General features: G+C 63.5%; 25 protein-coding genes. 15 read left to right on the plus strand and 10 right to left on the minus strand.

Features of this window, described 5'->3' with window-relative positions:
- Positions 1 to 5: 5 nt before the first annotated feature.
- The 11 genes from IAQ70_RS00150 to IAQ70_RS00200 all read left to right on the plus strand — a co-directional run bounded on the left by IAQ70_RS00150 (position 6) and on the right by IAQ70_RS00200 (position 9,013).
- Complete coding sequence (locus tag IAQ70_RS00150) at positions 6 to 878, plus strand: type II secretion system F family protein (protein WP_190987295.1); 873 nt, start codon at positions 6 to 8, stop codon at positions 876 to 878.
- Between the two features lie 8 nt (positions 879 to 886).
- On the plus strand, positions 887 to 1,099 hold the full coding sequence (locus tag IAQ70_RS00155; protein WP_190987296.1) for a Flp family type IVb pilin: 213 nt from the start codon (positions 887 to 889) through the stop codon (positions 1,097 to 1,099).
- Positions 1,100 to 1,379: 280 nt separating this feature from the next.
- Positions 1,380 to 1,607, plus strand: coding sequence for a Flp family type IVb pilin (locus IAQ70_RS00160; RefSeq protein WP_190987297.1), 228 nt, complete (start codon positions 1,380 to 1,382; stop codon positions 1,605 to 1,607).
- 114 nt (positions 1,608 to 1,721) lie between these two features.
- Positions 1,722 to 2,111: a TadE family protein gene (locus tag IAQ70_RS00165; protein WP_190987298.1), complete on the plus strand. Its 390-nt coding sequence runs from the start codon at positions 1,722 to 1,724 to the stop codon at positions 2,109 to 2,111.
- A 38-nt stretch (positions 2,112 to 2,149) separates the two neighbouring features.
- Complete coding sequence (locus tag IAQ70_RS00170; protein ID WP_317983540.1) at positions 2,150 to 3,070, plus strand: TadE/TadG family type IV pilus assembly protein; 921 nt, start codon at positions 2,150 to 2,152, stop codon at positions 3,068 to 3,070.
- Between the two features lie 27 nt (positions 3,071 to 3,097).
- Complete coding sequence (gene cpaB / locus IAQ70_RS00175) at positions 3,098 to 3,868, plus strand: Flp pilus assembly protein CpaB (protein WP_190987300.1); 771 nt, start codon at positions 3,098 to 3,100, stop codon at positions 3,866 to 3,868.
- Positions 3,865 to 5,061: an AAA family ATPase gene (locus IAQ70_RS00180; RefSeq protein WP_190987301.1), complete on the plus strand. Its 1,197-nt coding sequence runs from the start codon at positions 3,865 to 3,867 to the stop codon at positions 5,059 to 5,061. Before cpaB ends, IAQ70_RS00180 begins: the two co-directional genes overlap by 4 nt.
- Positions 5,062 to 6,618, plus strand: coding sequence for a CpaF family protein (locus IAQ70_RS00185; RefSeq protein ID WP_190987302.1), 1,557 nt, complete (start codon positions 5,062 to 5,064; stop codon positions 6,616 to 6,618).
- 7 nt (positions 6,619 to 6,625) lie between these two features.
- Entirely contained in the window at positions 6,626 to 7,558 is a 933-nt protein-coding gene (locus IAQ70_RS00190) for a type II secretion system F family protein (protein ID WP_190987303.1), read from the plus strand.
- 7 nt (positions 7,559 to 7,565) lie between these two features.
- The gene (locus IAQ70_RS00195; RefSeq protein WP_190987304.1) at positions 7,566 to 8,447 is read left to right on the plus strand and encodes a type II secretion system F family protein; all 882 of its coding nucleotides are present in this window, start codon (positions 7,566 to 7,568) and stop codon (positions 8,445 to 8,447) included.
- Positions 8,448 to 8,539: 92 nt separating this feature from the next.
- A complete protein-coding gene (locus tag IAQ70_RS00200; RefSeq protein WP_223858565.1) occupies positions 8,540 to 9,013 on the plus strand; it encodes an Hpt domain-containing protein in 474 nt (157 codons plus the stop codon).
- On the opposite strand, the gene IAQ70_RS00205 is transcribed toward IAQ70_RS00200, so the two are convergent.
- Entirely contained in the window at positions 9,010 to 9,855 is an 846-nt protein-coding gene (locus IAQ70_RS00205; protein ID WP_190987305.1) for a response regulator transcription factor, read from the minus strand. The genes IAQ70_RS00200 and IAQ70_RS00205 overlap by 4 nt on opposite strands.
- Positions 9,856 to 10,106: 251 nt before the next feature.
- On the opposite strand from IAQ70_RS00205, the gene IAQ70_RS00210 reads away from it, so the two are divergent.
- Complete coding sequence (locus IAQ70_RS00210) at positions 10,107 to 11,774, plus strand: sensor histidine kinase (protein ID WP_190987306.1); 1,668 nt, start codon at positions 10,107 to 10,109, stop codon at positions 11,772 to 11,774.
- Positions 11,775 to 11,850: 76 nt separating this feature from the next.
- Here IAQ70_RS00210 and IAQ70_RS00215 read toward each other — a convergent pair whose 3' ends face one another.
- The 8 genes from IAQ70_RS00215 to IAQ70_RS00250 all read right to left on the minus strand — a co-directional run bounded on the left by IAQ70_RS00215 (position 11,851) and on the right by IAQ70_RS00250 (position 17,164).
- On the minus strand, positions 11,851 to 12,744 hold the full coding sequence (locus tag IAQ70_RS00215; protein WP_190987307.1) for a tRNA pseudouridine synthase A: 894 nt from the start codon (positions 12,742 to 12,744) through the stop codon (positions 11,851 to 11,853).
- 32 nt (positions 12,745 to 12,776) lie between these two features.
- Positions 12,777 to 13,370 (minus strand): 50S ribosomal protein L17, encoded by a 594-nt coding sequence (rplQ, locus tag IAQ70_RS00220; protein WP_190987308.1) that lies wholly within the window; start codon positions 13,368 to 13,370, stop codon positions 12,777 to 12,779.
- Positions 13,371 to 13,436: 66 nt separating this feature from the next.
- Positions 13,437 to 14,447 carry a DNA-directed RNA polymerase subunit alpha gene (locus IAQ70_RS00225; protein ID WP_013601812.1) on the minus strand — a complete coding sequence of 337 codons (1,011 nt, stop codon included), beginning with the start codon at positions 14,445 to 14,447 and terminating at the stop codon, positions 13,437 to 13,439.
- Positions 14,448 to 14,577: 130 nt separating this feature from the next.
- On the minus strand, positions 14,578 to 14,979 hold the full coding sequence (gene rpsK, locus IAQ70_RS00230) for a 30S ribosomal protein S11 (RefSeq protein WP_018769149.1): 402 nt from the start codon (positions 14,977 to 14,979) through the stop codon (positions 14,578 to 14,580).
- Positions 14,980 to 15,031: 52 nt separating this feature from the next.
- The gene (rpsM, locus tag IAQ70_RS00235) at positions 15,032 to 15,406 is read right to left on the minus strand and encodes a 30S ribosomal protein S13 (protein ID WP_028275004.1); all 375 of its coding nucleotides are present in this window, start codon (positions 15,404 to 15,406) and stop codon (positions 15,032 to 15,034) included.
- Positions 15,407 to 15,583: 177 nt separating this feature from the next.
- A complete protein-coding gene (rpmJ, locus tag IAQ70_RS00240; protein ID WP_009358722.1) occupies positions 15,584 to 15,697 on the minus strand; it encodes a 50S ribosomal protein L36 in 114 nt (37 codons plus the stop codon).
- A gap of 60 nt (positions 15,698 to 15,757) precedes the next feature.
- Positions 15,758 to 15,979, minus strand: coding sequence for a translation initiation factor IF-1 (gene infA / locus IAQ70_RS00245; RefSeq protein WP_009358723.1), 222 nt, complete (start codon positions 15,977 to 15,979; stop codon positions 15,758 to 15,760).
- Positions 15,980 to 16,150: 171 nt separating this feature from the next.
- Positions 16,151 to 17,164: a P1 family peptidase gene (locus tag IAQ70_RS00250; protein WP_190987309.1), complete on the minus strand. Its 1,014-nt coding sequence runs from the start codon at positions 17,162 to 17,164 to the stop codon at positions 16,151 to 16,153.
- 391 nt (positions 17,165 to 17,555) lie between these two features.
- Here IAQ70_RS00250 and IAQ70_RS00255 point away from each other — a divergent pair, with 391 nt between their 5' ends.
- The 3 genes from IAQ70_RS00255 (at position 17,556) to IAQ70_RS00265 (ending at position 20,858) form a co-directional block, all read left to right on the plus strand.
- Positions 17,556 to 18,473 (plus strand): carbohydrate ABC transporter permease, encoded by a 918-nt coding sequence (locus IAQ70_RS00255; RefSeq protein ID WP_223858640.1) that lies wholly within the window; start codon positions 17,556 to 17,558, stop codon positions 18,471 to 18,473.
- Positions 18,470 to 19,408: a carbohydrate ABC transporter permease gene (locus IAQ70_RS00260; protein WP_190987311.1), complete on the plus strand. Its 939-nt coding sequence runs from the start codon at positions 18,470 to 18,472 to the stop codon at positions 19,406 to 19,408. Before IAQ70_RS00255 ends, IAQ70_RS00260 begins: the two co-directional genes overlap by 4 nt.
- A gap of 103 nt (positions 19,409 to 19,511) precedes the next feature.
- Entirely contained in the window at positions 19,512 to 20,858 is a 1,347-nt protein-coding gene (locus tag IAQ70_RS00265) for an ABC transporter substrate-binding protein (protein ID WP_190987312.1), read from the plus strand.
- 131 nt (positions 20,859 to 20,989) lie between these two features.
- Here IAQ70_RS00265 and map read toward each other — a convergent pair whose 3' ends face one another.
- Positions 20,990 to 21,817 (minus strand): type I methionyl aminopeptidase, encoded by an 828-nt coding sequence (gene map, locus IAQ70_RS00270; RefSeq protein WP_190987313.1) that lies wholly within the window; start codon positions 21,815 to 21,817, stop codon positions 20,990 to 20,992.
- Between the last annotated feature and the right edge of the window lie 70 nt (positions 21,818 to 21,887).

Genomic DNA, 21,887 nt, shown 5'->3' on the forward strand with positions numbered 1-21,887 from the left:
AAGACATGTCGCCCATAGCTCTTGGCGCAATGCTCGCCATCGTTGTTCCCATCTCGTTCCTGGTATTCCTGGCGTTCGGAACGGACCGGGTGGCAATCCGCAACATCCAGGCCAACCTCGGGCAACGGGCACGGGTAACCACTCACCAGAGCCTCGCCGCACAGTTCAGCGGGTTTACCCGCCGGATCACGCCGGGAAGCTACGAGGCGTGGCTGGACAAGCAACTCGCCGGCGTCGGCAGGCCCAAGGAGTGGCCCCTTGAGCGGCTTCTGGCCGTCAAACCCCTCCTCGGGTTGGGGACAGGATTTGTTGGGCTGCTGTACCTGCTGGCCGAGCCCTCCCTTGCTCGTGCCTCGATCATGGTGGGCGCCATAGCCTTCGGATACTTCGCGCCGGACCTCCTGCTGCGCAGCAACGCGCAGAAACGCAGGGATGCCATCCGGCAGGAGTTGCCCAACACCTTGGACCAGATGCTTATCTCGGTGCAGGCGGGGCTGGGCTTTGAGGCAGCGATGGCCAGGGCGGCCCAGAACGGTTCCGGCCCGCTGGCCGACGAATTCATCCGGACGCTCCAGGACATGCAGGTCGGACGGTCCCGCAAGGAAGCGTACCTGTCCATGTCCGACAGGGTAGATGTGCCGGATCTGCGGAGCTTTATCCGCTCTATCGTTCAGGCTGACGCATATGGCATTGCCATTGCGAAGGTGCTGAAGGTTCAGGCGAAGGAAATGCGCATGAAGCGCCGGCAACGTGCCGAGGAACATGCGATGAAAATCCCGGTGAAGATCCTTTTTCCCTTGATCTTCTTTATCTTCCCTACTCTGTTCATCATCCTGCTCGGTCCTGCTGTCATGAACATCATCGCGGCATTTTCCTAGGAGGAACCATGAAACAACTGCTACAGCTTTCTTCTCAAGCCTGGACTTGGCCTCAGCGCTTTCGAGGCGAGGAACGCGGCGCGACGGCGACCGAATACAGCATCATGGTCGGATTCATTGCCTTGATAATTGTCGCTGGAGTCGGCGCCTTCGGCCTCGCTCTCAACGGCGTCTTTACGTGGCTGGGGACCGGCATTAAGACAGCGCTCGGCATCCCCTAGCCTCCTTCGGGCCCTTACAGCCCTTCACCCCGCGCCACCTGGCGCCCAAGTACCGGACCCCCTCGGAACCCAGAACCGAGGGGGTCCGCCTGTGTGCCCGGAAGTTTTCCGATTCCAAGGTTCAGCACAGCGTGCACCAAGGAAATGCGCAGGAATGCCCCACCCGAGAAAGAGTTTGCGCAGGATGTTCGAAGATCCAATCAACGTCGGATCAAGCGTTGCTAGCTTCGTATCAGTGCTGGTGCAGGGCCAGCCACCCAAACTCGCTCAGGAGTCCCCCATGCTTTCTCTCCACACCAACCTCATGATCCGCCTTCGCAGCGATGAAAAAGGTGCTACCGCCGTAGAGTACGGCATCATGGTCGCGCTCATCGCCGTTGTCATCATCGTTGCCGTCACGATGCTCGGCACGACTCTCGGTGACATGTTTGGCGATGTCAAGTGTTCCATGACCGAAACCACCAACAAGGCTTGGGACGCAGCCACCGCGGCGTGCGTCGCCCCATAAGCCCCCGCTCCACCCGGGCAGATACCCCCGGCTATGGATGAAGGAATGGTGGCGGCCTCCGAGCCGCCGCCATTCCTTCATCCAAACCAGATCGTTGTACTGAAAGGTACCAGCATGTCCAAGGCATCCGAGCGTGGCGCCGTTGCGGTTGAGTTTGCGATCGTGGCGCCGCTCCTGGTCATGCTGCTCTTGGGCATCATGGAATTCAGCCGCGTCTACAACGCGCAGGCCTCTCTCTCAGCCGCCGCCCGCGAAGGCGTCCGGGTCATGGCCATCACGGGCAACGCGTCCACCGCCAAAAACGCAGCCAAGGGCACCGCCTGGTCCCTTACACCGGCGCTGAAAGACACAGATTTTGTTTTTGGCACAGCGTGCCCACCGACGATTCCCCCCGGCACAAGTCCGCAGACCACTTTCACCGTCAATTACACTTTGTCGACCATCACCGGCATCGCAGGTCCTTTCAAAATGAGCGGAACCGGAGCCATGCTGTGCGGCGGTTGACACCCAGACACAAGAACAACCACGGCGAGCGCGGAGCGGTGAGTGTCATCGTTGCTCTTTCGCTGGTGGTTCTGCTGGGGTTTGGCGCCATGGCGGTGGATGTGTCCATGATGTTTGCCGAGCGCACCCAACTGCGCAATGGCGCCGACGCCGCCTCCTTGGCCATCGCGCAGACATGCGCGAAATATCCCGGCAATGCGGGCTGCAGCAGCCCTTCTACCTTGGCGGCGAGCATGGCCAACGGCAATGCCAACGACAAGCTCAGCAACCTCAAGTCGATAGACCGGACTACGCCCAACGCCGTCACGGTGACTGTTGGCGCTCAAGAGACCGGTCACACACCAAACCAGGTTTCGCTCTTTTTCGCGCGGGTCCTCGGCTTTAACACCGCCGAAGTGACAGCCAGTTCCACGGCAAGATGGGGGACTCCATCCAAGGGGCCGGTAATCCTGCCGCTGGCAATCCCCTCCTGCCGGCTGGACCTGACCACCGGTACTACATCCGGCTCCGTCCAGGTGCTTAAACAGGACGTCAATGATTGCGGTGGAATACCGGGCGGATTCGGCTGGATCGATACTCCCGGCGCAACAAAATGCGGCCTGACGCTCAGGGCCGGAGCGTCAACGGATGCCGGCGTGTGGTTCACCAGCAATACCGGGGCCAGCACACCCTCGCTCTGCACCGCCGCCGACTTCAGCCAGATGAACGACCAAACCGTGCTGTTGCCGCTCTACGACTGGGCCACGGGAACGGGCTCCGGCGGCAAGTACTACATCAAGGGGTTCGCCGCCTTCCACATCACGGGTTACCAGTTTCCCAGCATGGGCTGGTCCACCGGCGCCAAGGTGGACAACAAGTCGATCCGAGGCTACTTCGTGAAGTTCGTAAGCCTCTCTCAAGCCTTTGAACTTGGCAACACCCCCGACTTCGGCACGTCCGTTATCCGCCTCACCCCCTAGCAAGAACCGAATCAACAGGAGCAGTCAGTGAAGTCACGTTTGTTGGCAGGAGTGGTGGCAGTGCTGCTGGCCATCGTCGGGGCAGTCATTGTTGTCTCCTATGCCCAGGGCGCCGACCAGCGGGCCGTCAAAGGCCTGGACCCGGTGGATGTCCTGGTGGTCACCAAAAAGGTCCCGGCAGGTTCAACGGCGGAAGCCCTCAAGGCGTCCGTGGCCCTTCAGCAACTGCCGGGCACCGCCGTCGCGAAGACCGCCCTGACTACCTTGGACGGATCCGCCGGCAAAGTCACCTCCGCCGATCTTGTGCCCGGCGAGCAACTGATCGCCGAACGCCTCGTCTCCCCTGAGGAGCTAAAGACCTCCGGCTCGGTGCCTGTCCCGGCCGGCCTTCAGGAGGTTTCGTTCCAACTCGAACCGCAGCGAGTCGTCGGCGGACGGCTGGCCCCCGGAGACAACGTCGGCATCTTCATCTCCACAGCCACCGGCGGCATCGAGGCGAAAGCGGACAAGGAAGCCGTCCAACTCTCCATCCACAAGGCTCTCGTAACGGCCGTCCAGCGCGCGCCCGAAGGAGCAACCGCCAAGCCCGCCCCCGCCGCGAGCGGGGCGCCAGAACCTGATCCCCGCGACGTCAACCTTCCCACGGGACTCCTCATGGTCACCGTGGCCGTAAACGACGTCAACGCCGGCAAAATCGTGTTCGCTGCTGAGTACGCATCCCTCTGGCTCAGCCGGGAACCCCTCGACGCCACGGACGGCGGACCGCGGATCATGACCAGGTCGGACTTGTACAAATGAGCCGCTTCGTCCTCATCACCCCCGACGTCGACTTCGACGCACGGCTCCGCCAGGCCGTGGCCGGCGGGCTCCAAGGCGGCGTGCAGACGTTCTTCACCAATCTGCTTCCCGCCGATCCGTTCGAACTCTTCGCGCATCTGGACCAGGGACAGCCCGAGGTCCTCGTCCTGGGACCGGAAGTTCCTCTTGATGATGCGCTCCGCCTTGCCACCGTAATAAGCGTCAGGCTCCCCGAGCTCAGTGTCATCCTGTCCGCCGAACCTGACCCCAGTTTCCTCATCCAGGCCATGCGGGCCGGCGTCAGGGATATCATCGCCCCTGACTCCGACTCCGCCCAGATGCGTGTGCTCCTGGAGCGGGCCAGCCAGTCCTTCACCAGCCGCCACCGCGCCCCCGCCCCCATGCAACCCGCTGAGAACAACAAAGGCCTGGTCATCGGCGTGTTCTCGCCCAAGGGCGGGGTAGGCAAAACGACGGTCGCCACGAACATCGCCATCGGGCTGGGCAAGATCGCCCCCATGAGTGTCGTCATCGTGGATCTCGACCTCCAGTTCGGCGACGTCGCCTCAGGGCTCTACCTCGACCCCGAGCACACAGTGACGGATGCTGTCTCACCCGCCGCTAGCTTGGACTCCCTGGTCCTCAAAGCCTTCCTCACGGTGCACCCGGGCAGTATCTACGCCCTCTGCGCCCCGCCAAGCCCTATTGATGCGGACGAAATCACCCCGGAACAGGTCAGCCGACTCTTGGAACAACTGTCGGAGCAATTCCGGTACGTTGTGGTGGATACCGCGCCGGGACTCCCCGAAATCGGACTCGCCGCGATGGAAAAGTGCACCGACGTGGTCTGGGTCAGCGCCATGGACATTCCCAGCGCGCGGGGCCTGCGCTCCGGCCTTGAAATCCTGCGCCAACTGGACATCCTTCCCGAATCCCGGCACGTGGTGCTGAACATGGCCGATCCCAAAATCGGCCTCACCGTCCAGGACCTTGAATCCACCATCGGGGCACCGGTCGACGTCAGCATCCCGCGCTCCCGGGCGGTGGCCTTCTCCACAAACCGCGGAATCCCGGTGCTCCAGGACCCGCAAAAGGATCCGGCAACCAAGAGCCTCAACCAGCTCGTGGAACGCTTCAACCCTGCCCGCCGGGAAAAATCCCAGCGCCGTCTGCACCGAAGGGTAGTGGTCTAGATGAAACTTTCAGAGCGCATCAGCGCCGCCCAGGCGCGGGTCCAATCCGGAGGCCAGCCATCGCCCGCCCTGGCGACATCGCCCACGCTTGAACTCCCCCGCCCCGAACTTCCTGCTAAACGCACTCAGTGGTTTGAACAGAAATCAGAACAAAAGACGACGACGCCGACGCCTCCCGCCGCTGACGCCATCGCCATCGCCGTCGCCGTCGCCTCCGACCTTCCCGAGGAGGTGCGGCCGAAAGCCCAGCAGCCAGTGGACGTCTTTGCCGCCCTCAAGGAAAGGGCAGCCACCGCGCTGTTCGAGCACCTCGGCGCACGGTTCAACGACTCCGCGATCACGGAACAGGAACTGAAATCATCCGCCCGGGATGAACTGACCAAGATCATCGACGCCGAGCAGGTACCGCTGTCGGCCGACGAGCGCACGCGGCTGGTTCAGGACGTCGCCGATGACGTTTTGGGCTACGGTCCCCTGCAGCGGTTACTCGACGATCCCGCTGTCACCGAGATCATGGTTAACCGGATGGACCAGATCTACGTGGAGCGCAAAGGACACCTAACCCTGGCGGAGACCCGGTTCAGCTCGGAGGAGCACCTGCGCAGGGTCATCGAGCGCATCGTCTCGAAGGTGGGCCGCCGCATCGACGAGTCGTCGCCCTTGGTGGACGCCCGCCTGGAGGACGGTTCGCGCGTCAACGCCGTCATCCCTCCCCTGGCCGTGGGCGGATCCTCCCTGACAATCCGCAAATTCAGCAAAGTCCCGCTGACGGTCCGGAACCTCATCGATTTCGGCACCCTGACGCCCGAGATGGCGGAACTGCTGAACGCATGCGTCAAAGCGAAATTGAACATCATCGTCTCGGGCGGAACCGGCACAGGGAAGACAACCCTTTTGAACGTTCTGTCCTCCTTCCTGCCCGCAGACGAACGGATCGTGACGATCGAGGACGCTGTGGAACTCCAGATCCAGCAGGACCATGTGGTGCGGCTGGAGAGCCGCCCTCCCAATACGGAGGGCAAAGGTGAGGTGACCATCCGCGAACTCCTGCGGAATTCACTGCGTATGCGCCCCGACCGCATCGTGGTGGGCGAGGTCCGAGGGGGCGAATCCCTGGACATGCTGCAGGCGATGAACACCGGCCACGACGGTTCGCTCTCCACGGTGCACTCCAACTCGCCGCGCGATGCGGTAGCCCGCCTGGAAACCCTGGTGCTGATGGCAGGGATGGACCTGCCGCTCCGGGCCATCCGCGAACAGATAGCATCCGCGGTGAACCTCATCGTACAAATTTCGAGGCTTCGCGACGGCTCACGACGGATCACCCACGTCACCGAGGTCCAGGGCATGGAAGGCGACATCGTGACCCTCCAGGATGCGTTTGTGTTCGACTACTCGGCCGGCGTGGATGCCCAGGGACGCTTCCTTGGCAGGCCCGTGGCCACGGGAATCCGTCCCCGGTTCATTGACCGGTTCGAAGACCTGGGCATCCACGTGTCCCCAGCAGTGTTCGCCTCTCCCCTGAGCCCGGCAGCAGCCGGTGACGGCAAGGGATAGGAGCATCATGCTGATATTCGTTGGAGCCGCGCTCCTCTTCCTCGCCCCCATCCTGGTCGGCTTCGCGCTGGTGATGCCCAGGATCCCCGGTATTGCACTGGACCGCCGCCGGCCCTATGAGGCGGAGCCGCCGTCGGGCCTTACCCGGCTGGCCGATACCACGGTGGGTGCCCTTGACCGGTTCCTGGCCACCAGGAACGTACGGCTGTACAACCGTGAGGCGCTGGAGAACGCCGGGGTCCGCATCAGCCAGGCTGAGTTCATGGTGCTGGTCATTGCGGGGGGCATCGTTGGGGCCCTGGTGGGACTGGTGATCGGCGTACCGTTTGTGTCCTTCCTCCTGGTCATCCTTGCGCCGTTCGCGGGCCACCTGGTACTGGGATTCCTGGCCGGCAAGCGACGTGCCAAGTTCGATCAGCAGCTGGGCGACACCCTGCAGCTGCTGTCCGGCGGCCTGCGCGCAGGCCACAGCATCCTTCGAGCCATCGACGCCGCCGCGGCCGAGTCGCAGAGCCCCACCTCCGAAGAGATGCGCAGGGTCATCACCGAGACCAGCCTCGGCCGTGACCTGCTGGATTCGTTGACTGACACCTCTGAGCGCATGCAGAACGAGGACTTCGTCTGGATCGCCCAGGCCATCCAGATCAACCGCGAAGTAGGCGGAAACCTGGCGGAGGTCCTGGACCAAGTCAACGAGACAATCCGCGAGCGCAGCGAGATCAAGGGCCACATCAAGTCCCTTGCAGCGGAAGGCAAGTTTTCCGCGTACATTCTCATCGCCATGCCGTTCGGCATTGTCCTGATGCTCATGGTGGTAAACCCCGGCTACATGAACTCGATGTTCACCCACCCGCTCGGGTGGGGCATGATCGGCGCCTCGGTTGTGCTCATGACGATCGGCAGCCTGTGGATGCGCAAAATCATTGATCTGAAGTTCTGAGGCGTCCTTGAGTCCGCTAGTCATATCCTCGCTCCTGCTGGTGTCCGTTCCCGTTGGTTACTTGGCATGGTCCATCCTCTCCGTCGACCGCAGAGGACGGACCGCCACGCTGGCCATCCTGAACCGCGGCAGAAGGGCCGCCGAAACGCCGGAGAAGAAGACCGGAAACCTTCTGGCTCTGGGCTACCGGCTGACGCCGCCCGCATACGTCCGCAAACTGGACGGACTGCTGGCGCTGGCCGGAAGACCGGGGGGCTGGCCCCTGGGTCGCATCCTGATGGCAAAACCCGTCCTGGGACTCGTTGGCGCCGTGCTGTGTTTCCTCATCAGCACCAGCAGCCCGCAGCCCATCATCAAACTCGCCGGCATCTTCCTCCTTTTCCTCGGCTACTTCATCCCCGACCTGCTCCTGTACAGCAAGGGCATGGAGCGCCAGAAGGCCATGCAGCTGGAACTGGCCAACACGCTGGACCAAATGCTGATTTCGGTGGAGGCGGGCCTCGGCTTCGAAGGTGCCATGGCCCGCGCCGGCGAGAACGGCAAGGGCCCGCTGGCGGAGGAACTGGTCCGCACCCTGCAGGACATGCAGGTGGGCCGCAGCCGCCGTGAGTCGTATCAGGCGCTGGCTGAACGGACCAACATTCCTGAGCTCCGGAGCTTCGTCCAGGCAGTGGTTCAGGCCGACACGTACGGCATCGCCATCAGCCGGGTGCTGCGGATCCAGGCCAAGGTCATGCGCGTCAAGCGCCGCCAGCGGGCCGAGGAAAAGGCCATGAAGCTGCCCGTGATGATTCTCTTTCCCCTCTTGTTCTTCATCTTTCCCGTGCTTTTCATTGCAATTCTCGGTCCCGCGGTTATCAACACCGTTGTCACGTTCAGCGGTCAGTGACAACGGATCAAGCAGGTCAAGGATGACTCAAGGTTTCCACAGGATCCCTTGAAGATGGACCCTCACCTAATTACAGGAAGTAGCCTTGAAGCATGGACAGCCCACCACTCATCTCCAGCAGCGGGGGTGTTCCCGCCGAGCCGGCGGCTCCGGGATCCGCTGCGGACGTGAACGGTGGGGCGCATCCAGGCGTGCCGACGGCGGGCGGGGAACCTATGCAGTGGGTTGAACTTACCGTCCTGGCCGAGTTGGAGGCGGAACTGGACGGCCCCGAACTCGCCCGTGGATTCGCCGGGGACTATGCGGCCATGTGGGACCAGCGCTTCAGCCGCCTGGCTGCAGCCGTCCAGGCCCACGACCGCAAGGCCGCCTTGGACGCCGTCATCAGCCTGCGGATCGCCTCCGCCATGGTGGGCGGCATCCGACTGGCCACCCTGGCCCAGTCACTGGAGGACGCCATCCGCCGGGACGACTTCGCCCAGGGACAGGATCTTCTGGCAGTTGTGTGCGAGCACGGAGTCAGTACCGTCTCGGAGCTACAGGCCGCCTACATCGTGAAAAACTAGCCTTGCCCCGGCCACGCCGGCACGTCCGTCCGCTGCGGGGCCAGCCGGTAGCCAACTCCCCGCACCGTCTGCAGCCAACGCGGTGACTGGGGATCCTCCTTGAGCTTGCGCCGAAGATTCCCGATATGGACCTCCACAGCCCGCTCATCAGCCTCACTGATATAGGCATCGGGCTCGTAGAGGTCACCGCGAACCGCGCGGACCAGATCCGACCGTGTACACACAGCGCCCTCGCCCCGAAGCAGCGTATGCAGCAGGTCGAACTCGCTGCGCGTGAGTCCAAGGCTTGTCTCGCCAATCACCACGGTGCGTGTCCGGTAGTTTAGGACCAGTCCGTTGTGCTGGAGGACTCCCGCCGGGACCGATGACGATTGCCCGGAGGGAGTGTGGCCCAAGGACGGGATAAATGATGCCGGTGCCGCCGGAGCCGCAGCCCAGGAGGGCGAAGCCTGCTGCGGCCGGTTGATCTCGTGGCGGGGACGGCGCATCATTGCTGCCACCCTCGCCCTGAGCTCGCGCGGCCGGAACGGTTTCGCAATATAGTCGTCCGCACCGGCGTTCAGGGCCGAAAGCAGGTCCGGCTCCTCCGTCCTGCCGGTCAGCATCACCACGTAGGCGTCGCTGAAATTCCTAATCCGCCGGAGGACCTCAAAGCCGTCAATGTCCGGTAAGCCGATGTCCAGCGTGACCACCTGGGCCATGTTGTTCCGGACCACCTCCACGCCTTCCCGTCCCTCGGCCGCGGTATGGACCACAAAGCCCGCCTGACGCAGCACACCCTCCAGGAGGTTGCGTATATCCGCGTCATCTTCAATTACTACTGCTACCCCAAGATCTTCCATTGCTATCCCTGATGCCAGGTGGAAAAGGCCCCCATCAGCCCAGCGCCAATCCCTTATCCACTCCAACTCTCTATACCGTACAAGCATGAACAGCAGATGACACGCCCGTCCGTGTTTACTTTTCAGAAGTCAATTATTATGACACCTCATGCACATTAGGATTCATAACATTGATTGAGGCAGGCTTCAGAAAAAAGGCTGCAGATTTCGTTGGTGACGGATGGGGACCGTCGGAAAAATGGAGATCCCCCATGGCTGTACGACCCTCGCCGCGAGGCGTTGCGCTGTTCTTCAGGAAGCTCGGCCGTCGCACCCAGGTAGCGCTCTGCCAGCTTCCGCTGTTCCTGATTGTCGGCGTCCTGGGCGTGGCCACACCGTTCACCTGGCCGTCACTACTGAGCAGCCCCGCCTACGTGGCAGGACTCGGCCTTCACCTCGTACTGTTCGCCGCCTGCTTTGTGACCCCCTGGGAAAGGATGCGTTGCGGCGCCTATCTGATCATTCCGGTGCTTGACCTGCTGGCGATTGGGCTACTGCGGAACGGCGCCGCACCCCATCTTGGCGGACTGGCCATCCTGCTGGTCTTTCCGATCATCTGGCTGGCTGCCTCGGGCATGCTGGTCCGGACCACGCTCGTGCTCAGCGCAGTGGGCCCGTTCCTGATCATGCTCCCCTCGGCTGCGGTCAGGTTTCCCCATCTCACAGCTGCGGACATCACGTCCCTGGTTCTCTTCCCGCTCATGATGCTGGCCGTTGCGCTGGCCATCCGCTTCGCCGGCGTCAACATGCGCGTTCAGCAGCGCGAGCTGCGGGCCATGAGTGAGGAACTGCGGGAGCTGCTCTCGGTAAGCCGGGAACGCGAGAAACTCCTCACCACTATCCTGGACGCGACCGACGTCGCCGTTGCCGCCGTCGACCGCTCAGGCCGCTACCTGGTCACGAACAACCGGCAGCGCATCTTCCGGCAGGCCACTGGCGTGGCCGATGAGATGCCGGGGCAAGGGCACCAGCTCATCTTCGGGCAGGACAGGCAGACCCTGCTGCCATCCGGGAAACGGCCCATCAACAGGGCCATCGCCGGAGAATCCTTTGCCGACTACCTGGTCTGGGCCGGGGAGGAACCGCTCCAGCGTGCCTATTCCACTGCCGCGCGGCCATTGACGAGCGAGGACGGCAGCCTGAACGGTGCGGTGGTGGTGTACAGCGACGTGACCGGCTGGGTGGAGGCACTGGCCGCCCACGAGGAACTGATCTCCAACGTCTCCCACGAGTTCAGGACGCCGCTGAACTCCATTCTGGGCAATGTGGACCTCGTTCTCGAGGATGCCGCCGAACTGTCCTCGATCACTGCCCAGCGGCTCACCGTGGTGCAACGGAATTCCGAACGGCTGCTGGCACTGCTGGCCGACCTGACTGCCACGGCCTCCGCGGCCCTCAAAGTCCATCCGAAACGCACCGATCTGGCCAGCCTCGTGGAGACCAGCCTCAGCTCCGCCCGAGCCGAGGCTGACCGATCCGGCGTAAGCCTCGCCGCGGACATCCCTTCGCCGCTGTGGGCGTACGCGGATCCGCTGCGGATCGGGCAGGCCCTGGACAACCTGGTGTCCAACGCCATCAAGTACTCCCCCGACGGCGGCGTGGTGGACATCAGTGCGGGCGTCAGCGGGGACTGGGTGCATCTTCGCGTCCGCGATACCGGAATGGGCATGAGCACGGACGACGCCGCCAAGATTTTCCGCCGCTACTTCCGCACCGATTCCGCCCGGGAGGCAGCCATCCCGGGAGCGGGACTGGGGCTGTCCATTACCAAAATGATTGTGGAACGCCACGGAGGCAGAGTTGCGTGCACCAGCGATCGGGGCAAGGGCAGCACCTTTACGGTGACGCTGCCGGCGGACGGCCCGGCGCCGTCGTTCTAGCGGACCCATCCATTGCTCCGTACCGGCCCTTTTGAACCCTTAAAAGGGCCGGTACGGAGCAGTCGATGGGGCAGCGTTAGTGTTTCCGCACCGCCCGTGTCAGTTCGGCGCGGGCCAGCATCTCGTCGTCGGACGGGTAGGCCACTTCCTCGAGGACGAGAGGGTGCGGGGCGGCCAGGACTGACTTGGCGTCACGCTTTCTGGCGAGCAACCGGTCATGCAGCCAGCCGGGCTCCTCAACGCCCTCGCCCACGTACAGGGCCGAGCCCACCAGGGACCGGACCATGTTGTGGCAGAACGCGTCGGCCTGGACGGTGGCCACGATAACGCCGTCTTCACTGCGGTGGAACTCGAAGCGCTGCAGCTCACGGATGGTGGTGGCGCCGTCCCGCGGCTTGCAGTAGGACAGGAAGTTCTGCAGCCCGAGCAGCTGGGACGCACCCTCGTTCAGGAGGTCAACGTCCAGCCGGTTCTTGTGCCACAGCGTGAAGTAGCGTTCCAACGGGTCCCACAGGGCAGGGCCGTCGGCGATGCGGTAGCTGTAGCGGCGCCACAGGGCGGAGAACCGGGCGTCGAACCCGACCGGCGCCAAGGACACCTGATGGACCTCGATAGCCCCGGACAGGTCGCCCAGGCCCCGGCTCAGCGCACCCCGGATCCGGCGCAAAAGCGCGACGGCGGGATCCAGTTCGTGCCCCCGCGGCAGCCGCAGCCACTCGGCCTCCGTCAGGTCAAGGTGGACCACCTGGCCCCGGGCGTGCACGCCCGCATCGGTGCGCCCCGCCACGGTGACCCGGATAGGACGCCGTACCAGCAGCGCCAGAGCTTCCTCCAGGATGCCCTGGATGGTGCGCAGGCCAGGCTGCAGTGCCCACCCGCTGAAAGGACCGCCGTCGTACGATAAATCAAACCGGACACGCAAAAACCCGCCGCCCCCCAAAACGGGGGCCGCGGGTTTTTGGTCGTTCATAGAACTAAGTCTATGCGAAGAAAATCAGCGAATTACTTCGCGTCCTTTTCCTCGGCGGCGGGAGCAGCTTCCTCAGCGGCCGGAGCCTCTTCGGTTGCAGCTTCCTCGGCCGGAGCCTCGGCAGCTTCAGCCTCTACAGCTTCGGTCTCAACAACCTCAGCCTCGGGAGCTTCTTCAGCGGCCGGAGCTGCAGCAGTTGCTTCCTTCTTGTCGGCGTCGCGCTTGGCAGCGGAGGTAGCCTCGGCTACAACGGCCTGCTTAGCGGAAACCGGCTCGAGAACCAGTTCGATGACAGCCATGGGAGCGTTGTCGCCCTTGCGGTTGCCGATCTTGGTGATGCGGGTGTAGCCGCCTTCGCGGTTCTCCACTGCCTGTGCAATGTCGGTGAACAGCTCGTGGACGATGCCCTTGTTGCTGATCAGGCCGAGTACACGGCGGCGGGAAGCCAGGTCGCCGCGCTTGGCGAAAGTCACCAGACGCTCGGCGTACGGCTTCAGGCGCTTGGCTTTGGTCACCGTGGTGGTGATCCGCTTGTGCTCGAACAGTGCTGCGGACAGGTTCGCGAGCATAAGACGCTCGTGAGCCGCTCCGCCTCCGAGGCGCGGACCCTTAGCGGGGGTAGGCATTATAGTTTCTCCTCATATGGAAGCCGGCGGTGGGCACACCATGGTGCCCGCCGGCCAAGATCTGTTTTAGAGTTCGTCGTCGCCGAAAGCGGCGTCGTCCTCTTCAATTGCTGCGGCGCGTGCTGCGAGGTCAAAACCGGGAGGCGAGTCCTTGAGGGACAGGCCCAGTTCAACCAGCTTTGCCTTGACCTCGTCAATGGACTTCGCACCGAAGTTACGGATGTCCATGAGGTCAGCCTCGGAGCGTGCAACGAGTTCACCCACGGTGTGGATGCCCTCACGCTTGAGGCAGTTGTAGGAACGGACGGTGAGGTCCAGATCCTCGATCGGCAGTGCCATGTCTGCTGCCAGGGCAGCATCCGTCGGCGACGGGCCAATCTCGATACCTTCAGCTGCGGTGTTCAGCTCGCGAGCCAGACCGAAGAGTTCCACCAGGGTGGTACCTGCGGAAGCAACAGCATCGCGCGGGGCGATGGCCTGCTTGGTCTCGACGTCGACAATGAGCTTGTCGAAGTCGGTGCGCTGCTCAACACGGGTTGCTTCCACGCGGAAAGTAACCTTCAGCACCGGCGAGTAGATCGAGTCGACCGGGATACGGCCGATCTCGGCGTCGCCGGACTTGTTCTGAGCTGCCGAAACGTAGCCCCGGCCGCGCTCGATGGTCAGTTCGAGTTCGAACTTGCCCTTCGAGTTCAGCGTGGCAATGTGCAGATCCGGGTTGTGGAACTCGACGCCGGCCGGCGGAGCGATGTCCGCGGCGGTGACGACTCCGGGGCCCTGCTTGCGCAGGTAAGCAACAACCGGCTCATCGTGCTCGGAGGAGACCGACAGGCTCTTGATGTTCAGGATGATCTCGGTGACATCTTCCTTGACACCCGGAACCGTGGTGAACTCGTGCAGCACGCCATCGATCCGGATGCTGGTTACAGCGGCACCGGGAATGGAGGAGAGCAGGGTACGGCGGAGGGAGTTTCCGAGGGTGTAGCCGAAGCCCGGTTCCAGCGGTTCAATGATGAAACGCGAGCGGTTTTCGGAGACTACCTCTTCGGAGAGGGTGGGGCGCTGTGCAATGAGCACTTAGGTTTCCTTTCGGCGAGCATCCGCTATATGACGCAACACAGGTGGTGGAAATTCGGTCTGAAGACTTAACGCGGCTGGGCTTGCCCGGACCGCAACGGTCCGGGCAAGCTCAAACTGCTGAAAAGGCTTAGACGCGGCGGCGCTTCGGCGGACGGCAGCCGTTGTGCGCTGCGGGGGTGACGTCCTGGATGGAGCCAACCTCCAGGCCAGCGGCCTGCAGCGAGCGGATTGCGGTCTCGCGTCCTGAACCCGGTCCCTTGACGAAAACGTCAACCTTGCGCATGCCGTGCTCCTGCGCACGCTTGGCAGCAGCTTCGGCAGCCATCTGGGCTGCGAACGGGGTGGACTTACGCGAGCCCTTGAAGCCAACCTCACCTGAGGAAGCCCAAGAGATAACAGCGCCGTTCGGATCCGTGATGGAAACGATGGTGTTGTTAAAAGTGCTCTTGATGTGCGCCTGGCCCAGCGCGATATTCTTTTTGTCCTTCTTACGCGGCTTGCGAACCGCGCCACGAGTCTTTGGGGGCATTTTTTTCTCCTACAGAAAGTTATCGGGGAAAGCCGTGTAAATCCCGAAGGATTTAACGGGCCTTCTTCTTGCCTGCGACGGTGCGCTTCGGGCCCTTGCGGGTACGAGCGTTGGTCTTCGTACGCTGCCCGCGGACGGGCAGGCCCTTACGGTGGCGAATACCTTCGTAGCTGCCGATTTCAACCTTGCGGCGGATATCAGCTGCTACTTCGCGGCGAAGGTCACCCTCAACCTTGTAGTTGCCTTCGATGTAATCACGCAGTTCAACCAGCTGGGCGTCGGTGAGGTCCTTAACGCGGACGTCAGCGCTGATGCCAGTGGCAGCCAGGGTTTCGTGTGCACGGGTCTTGCCCACGCCGTAGATGTAAGTGAGCGCAATTTCCAACCGCTTTTCGCGGGGAATGTCTACGCCAGCGAGACGAGCCATATTGGCAGTACTCCTTGAATAAACCGGAGGTCGTAGGCAGTACACCCGCACGTTCTGTGCGGCCCCAGCCTCCGACCGGGGGTTAGCTGTCCGGGCTCATGCGTCCCAATTCAGCTTGTGCTGCCTTTATTTACTTGCGTGGGTTAGCAACCCAGGGTTTCCTTCAGAAGAGGGAAATTAGCCCTGACGCTGCTTGTGGCGCGGGTTCTCGCAGATCACCATGACCCGGCCATTACGGCGGATCACTTTGCACTTTTCGCAGATCTGCTTGACGCTCGGCTTGACCTTCATGGCATTCCTTTGCGTGTGGCAGTTGATCACTGGAGCGGCCGTGCTGAGGCCGCCCAGAATTTACTTGTAGCGGTAGACGATACGACCCCGAGTGAGGTCATACGGGCTCAGTTCCACCACTACGCGGTCCTCAGGGAGAATCCGGATGTAGTGCTGGCGCATCTTGCCTGAGATATGCGCGAGTACGATGTGCTTGTTGGTCAGCTCAACGCGAAACATCGCGTTAGGCAGCGCCTCAGTCACAACGCCTTCGATCTCAATGACCCCGTCCTTCTTGGCCATACCCTCCGCTAACTGTTGTTGCCGCAGCCCGCCGGATTGCACCGGACATGACCACGAACGTTTTTGTTGGATCGGTTATCACCTCAGGCCCCAAACAGGGCACAGCAGGGCAGACAACCAACAAGCAACACTACCCTTTTTCCCGGCAAATGTTAAATCGGGCATAGTAACCTACTCCGCCCTGTACGCACCATATTCCCCGGCGGGAGTGCTCACTGCCTCCGCGCTCAGCACGCCATCGAGAATGGCCAAACGTACGACGTCGGCTGCCGCACTCTGGAGCGTGATGAGACTTATCTGCCGGGCCGTTTCAGTACTCCGGTCCAAGGGCACCTCACCAGTAGCCAAACAAAAGACTGTGTCCCCGTCAGCCAACGTATGGCTCGGGTTGAGCGCCCGGGCCAGGCCGGCATGCGCCGCCGAGGCCGTCCTTTTGCAGTCGGCCTTGCTCAGGACAGCATTGGTAGCGACGACGACGAGGGTTGTGTTGAGCGGCGGAACTTCCGGTGCCGTTCCGCGCCCGCCTTTCGCCGCAGCAGCCGAAACCCTCGGCGTGCTCGCTCCTTCGTCGCTTAGACGCACGCTGCCGGGCTCCGCCTGCTTCTGCGATGTGCCAAAAGGCAACCCCACGGCGTTCACTACCGCCAGTGCCCCGACAACGACGCCGTTCTCGAGCGTGACCGAGGCGGTCCCCACTCCCCCTTTGAATTGGCCGCGGCCGAGGACTGCACCGGTGCCGGCCCCCACGTTGCCGCGTTCGACGTCGTGACGTTCCTTTCGGGCGGCAGCGGCGGCGGTTGCCGCATAGCCCATTTCCTCATCGGGCCGGGCCGAAAAGTCGCCGCCGCGACCCAGATCGAAGATGGCGGCGGCCGGTACGATCGGAACGAGGCCGCCGGGCACTGCGAATCCCCGGCCGTCCTCCTCGCACCAGCGCTGAGCCCCGCGTGCGGTGACCAGGCCATAGGCGCTTCCGCCGGTAAGCACTACCGCGTCCACCCGCTGGGACATGGTGGTGGGGTCCAAAGCATCCGTCTCAGACGTCGCCGGCCCTCCGCCGCGGACGTCAACGGAACCCACTGTCCCCGGCGGCGGCAGCACCACCGTCACCCCGGTCAGCCAGCCGTCGTCGGTCTTCTGCACGTGCCCCACCCGGATTCCCGGTACGTCGGTAATGGCTCCCATGGCCTCCATTGTGCCCTGCGCTCGTCACCGGGCATCCGCTTCGCGACGCGCAAAATTGTTGGCGACGCGCATTTTCCTTTTCGCTCCCCATATTTCGGTAGCGAAAAGGAATATGCGCCTCGGGAGGGACTATGCGCATCGGGAAAGCCGATTCGCCTCGGCGGCTCCAGGTTCGCCGCCCGCAATCCGAACGGTTCGTGAACAGGTCCGGAAGGCTCGGCTAACAATCCGTCGCGGGCCCGAATCTGGTCCTGACCACCCCCGACGATGTGATGGAGTGATCTCAAATCCGTCCCCAGCCCTGCCACAGCAGGCCTCCTGATTGAGATCCATGACTCCACAGCTCACGGCCAAGCCCGGCACTTCCGCGCCTGCGGCCACCGGCAGGACAATGCCCCAGAGCCGCCCGGTTCCGCAGAACCGGAAGCGCTGGTCAACCCGCTCCCTCCGGGACTTCGTCGTCTTCCTCGCACTGGCCCTGCCGAACCTGCTGCTCATCGCGGTCTTCACGTATCTCCCGCTGATCAACAACATCTACTACTCCACACTGAACTGGACGCTCGGATCCGCCTCAGCCGCCGTCGTCGGGCTCGAAAACTACGTCACGTTCTTCACCAGCGCCGATGCCGGCCGGGTCCTCCGCACCACCGCGGTGTTCACCGCCGCGACCGTGGGCGGCTCCATGGTGCTGGGCCTGCTCATCGCCCTGGCATTGAACTCCAAGGTCCGCGGCACAACGTTCGCCCGGTCTGCCGTCTTCGCGCCGTATGTGCTGTCCGGCGTGGGCGTGGGCCTGGTGTGGCTGTTCATCTTCGACCCCGGCTACGGTGTGCTGGCCTGGATCCTCCGGGGGGTCGGCCAGCAGAGCCCGCAATGGATCAACGATCCGCAGCTCTCCCTGGTGATGGTCATCATCGTGTACGTCTGGAAAAACCTCGGCTACTGCGCCGTGGTGTTCCTCGCCGGGCTGCAGTCGCTGCCGCAGGACGTGATGGAGGCCGCCTCGCTCGACGGTGCCGGCAGTTTCCGCCGCTTCGTCAGCATGTCGCTGCCGCTCCTGTCCCCCACCACGTTCTTCCTGCTGATCACCACCATGCTCAGCTCGCTGCAGGCCTTCGACCTCATCCGGATCATGACGCCCCTTGGCGCCGGCACCAGCACCCTCATCTACGAGGCCTATCTGCAGGCCTTCGGCGCCTACAACCGCGCCGGCTACTCCGCCGCGATCTCGGTGGTCCTCTTTGTCATCCTGCTGGTCATCACGGTGCTGCAGCTGCGGTTCATCGAAAAGAAGGTGCACTACTCGTGAGCGCTCCCGCCCCCGCCGTCGTCCCGGACGGTTCAACACCGGGCAGTTCAACACCGGACAGTTCAACGCCCGACGCCGCCCCGCCCCGCGCGCGGCCGTTCTCCCGTGCCAATCTGCTGCAGACACTGGTTGGCGGCTACGTGCCGCTGGCCGTCGCCGTCCTGGTCGTCTTCCTGCCCCTGCTGTGGATGGTGCTGAGCTCCTTCAAGCAGCCGGGCGAAATCGTCACCCTGGATCTGCAGGTGCTCCCGGCCGCCCTGGACCCGGAAAACTACCGGGTGGCCATGACCACGGTGCCGTTCGGGCAGTTCTTCCTCAACAGCACCATCGTCACCGTGGTGGGCTCCGGCATCAAGGTGATCCTTGCCCTGCTGACCGCCTACGCGCTGGTGTTCGTGCGTTTTCCGTTCAAAAACCTGATCTTCATCCTGATCCTCGTGGCCCTGATGGTCCCGGCCCAGGTGTCCATCCTGCCCAACTACATCCTGATCGCCGGGATGGGCGGCAAGAACACTTTGTGGGGCATCATCCTGCCCGGCCTGGGCACGGCCTTCGGCACATTCCTGCTCCGCCAGCACTTCCTCACGCTCCCCGGTTCCATCCTCGAATCGGCCGAGATCGACGGCGCCGGCCACTGGCGGCGGCTCTGGCAGATCGTGGTGCCGGTGTCCGTTCCCTCGATCGCGACGGTTGCCCTGGTGACCGTGGTCAGCGAATGGAACGAGTACATCTGGCCGCTGATCATCACGGACAAACCCGAAAGCATGACCCTGCCGGTGGGGCTGACGCTCCTGCAGAACTCCGAGGGCAACGGCGCCGGCTGGGGAATCATGATGGCCGGCGCGGTTCTGGTGATCATCCCCATCCTCCTCATCTTCGCCATGCTCCAGCGCTACATCGTCGCCGGACTGACCCAGGGCAGCGTCACCGGCTAGCGGCCGGTGCCGCCCTTGGGCACCTCCCGTACGCACCGCCGTCGGGCATCCATACCATTCTCCGCATCCAGCATCACCGAGGCACCCAACGAAAGGCAGCACCATGACGTTCACCCTTGATCGACGGTTTTTCCTCACCCTGGCCGGAGCCGGGGCGGGAGCCGCAGCCCTGGCCGCCTGCGGGGGTCCGTCAACCACCCCCGGCGCCACCGCGGCGGCCCCTGCTGACATCGATTTCAGCGGCGTCAAGCCGGCTGCGTCCATAGACTTCTGGTCCAACCACCCCGGCAAGTCACAGGACGTGGAAAAGAGCATCATCGAGAAGTTCCACGCCAAGTACCCGGACATCAAGGTGAACCTGGTGACAGCCGGCGCGAACTACGAGGAAATCGCGCAGAAGTTCCAGACCGCGCAGGCCGCCAAGTCCGGCCTGCCCTCACTGGTGGTCCTCTCCGACGTCTGGTGGTTCCGCTACTACCTGAACGAGAGCATCATCCCCATCGACTCGCTGGTCAAGCAGCTGGACATCAAGCTGGCTGACTTCCGCACGTCGCTGGTGGACGACTACAAGTACGCCGGCAAGCAGTGGGCGCTCCCCTACGGCCGGTCCACCCCGCTGTTCTACTACAACAAGGACCACTTCGCCGCGGCAGGCCTGCCGGACCGTGCTCCAGCCACCTGGCAGGAATTCGCGGGCTGGGCGCCCAAACTCAAGGCAGCCTCGGGCGCCCAGTACGCCTTTATGCACCCGGCCCTGGCCGGTTACGCGGGCTGGACCCTGCAGAACAACCTGTGGGGCGAAGGCGGCAGCTGGTCCAAGGGCTGGGACATCACCTGTGATTCAGCGGAGTCCGTGGCGGCACTTCAGGCTGCGCAGGACTCCGTGTACAAGGACAGCTGGGCGGGCGTCTCCTCCAAGGAATCCGCCGACGACTTCGCCGCCGGCCTGGCTTCTGCCACGTTGTCCTCCACAGGATCGTTGATCGGCATCCTGAAGTCCGCCAAGTTCAATGTGGGCGTCGGCTTTATGCCGGGCGGCTCCAAGGAGAAGACCGGCGTGTGCCCCACCGGCGGCGCGGGCCTGGGCATCCCCAGCGGCGTCACCAAGGAAGAACAGCTGGCGGCAGCGATGTTCCTGCAGTTCATGACCGAGCCGGAAAACACCGCAGCCTTCTCGGCGGCCACCGGTTACATGCCTACCCGGACCTCCGCCGACATGACCGCGGTGCTGGCCCAGACCCCGCAGATCAAGATCGCCATGGACCAGCTCGCCGTCACCAAGGTCCAGGACAACGCCCGCGCGTTCCTGCCCGGCGCCGACCAGGAGATGGCCAAGGCTGCCGCCAAGATCCTGACGCAGGAGGGCGACGTGAAGGCCACCATGGCCGAGCTCAAGGCAACGCTCCAGGGAATCTACACCAAGGACGTCAAGCCCAAGCTCAAGGCCTGACCCACCGCGCCAGCCCCCGCCGGCCGCGGGGGCACCCCACCCCCGGCCTTAAACCCAACTGGGTCGCAGTTAATGTCGTTATGACCGCTCATAAAGACATCTGCTGCGACCCAGTTGGGTTAAGCGCTGGGTTACGGGATCGGCACGGGCGTAACCCCCAGGGGCACAAGGTGCTCCGCGCCGCCGTCGGGCGCGGACAGCACCCAGATCCCCCGGTCATGGACGGCCACGGAGTGTTCCCACTGGCAGGAGCGCTTGCCGTCGGTGGTCACCACGGTCCAGTCATCCGCCAGGACTGCGGTGTCGATGCTGCCGCGGACCAGCATGGGCTCAATGGCCAGGCACAGGCCGGCCTTGACCTTGGGGCCGCGGTGGCTGGTCCGGTAGTTCAGGACATCCGGTGCCATGTGCATTTCGGAACCGATGCCGTGGCCAACGTAGTCTTCCAGGATGCCCAGCGGCTTGCCCGGGACGGAGGAGACGTAGTCGTCGATGGCGGCGCCGACGTCGCCCACGTGGCCTCTCTTGGCAAGCGCCGCGATGCCGTGCCACATGGCGGCCTGCGTGACGTCGGAGAGCCGCTGGTCTTCGGGATCGGCTGTGCCGACGATTACCGTCCGGGCGGAGTCCGAGTGCCAGCCGTCAACAATCGCGCCGCCGTCGATCGAGATGATGTCGCCGTCGTTGAGGACCTTGCTGCCGGGGATGCCGTGGACAACTTCCTCGTTCACGGACGTGCAGACGGTGGCGGGGAAGCCGTGGTAGCCGAGGAAGTTGGACTTGGCACCGGCCTCGTTCAGCACTGCGGCGAAGACGTCATCCAGGTGCTTGGTGGTGACGCCGGGAACGGCGGCGGCGACGGCGGCATCCAGTGCACGGCTCAGGACCAGGCCGGCCTCGTGCATGGTGCGCATCTGGGCGTTGGTTTTGTATTCGATACGGGGCTGGCCGAAGGCCATGGTGTGTCCTCTCAATGGCTGAGGCTCCTCCCGGATTCCGGGAGGAGCCTCGAATAACTTGTTTGCCTGG

Source organism: Pseudarthrobacter sulfonivorans, from assembly GCF_014712225.1.
Taxonomy (GTDB): Bacteria; Actinomycetota; Actinomycetes; order Actinomycetales; family Micrococcaceae; genus Arthrobacter; species Arthrobacter sulfonivorans.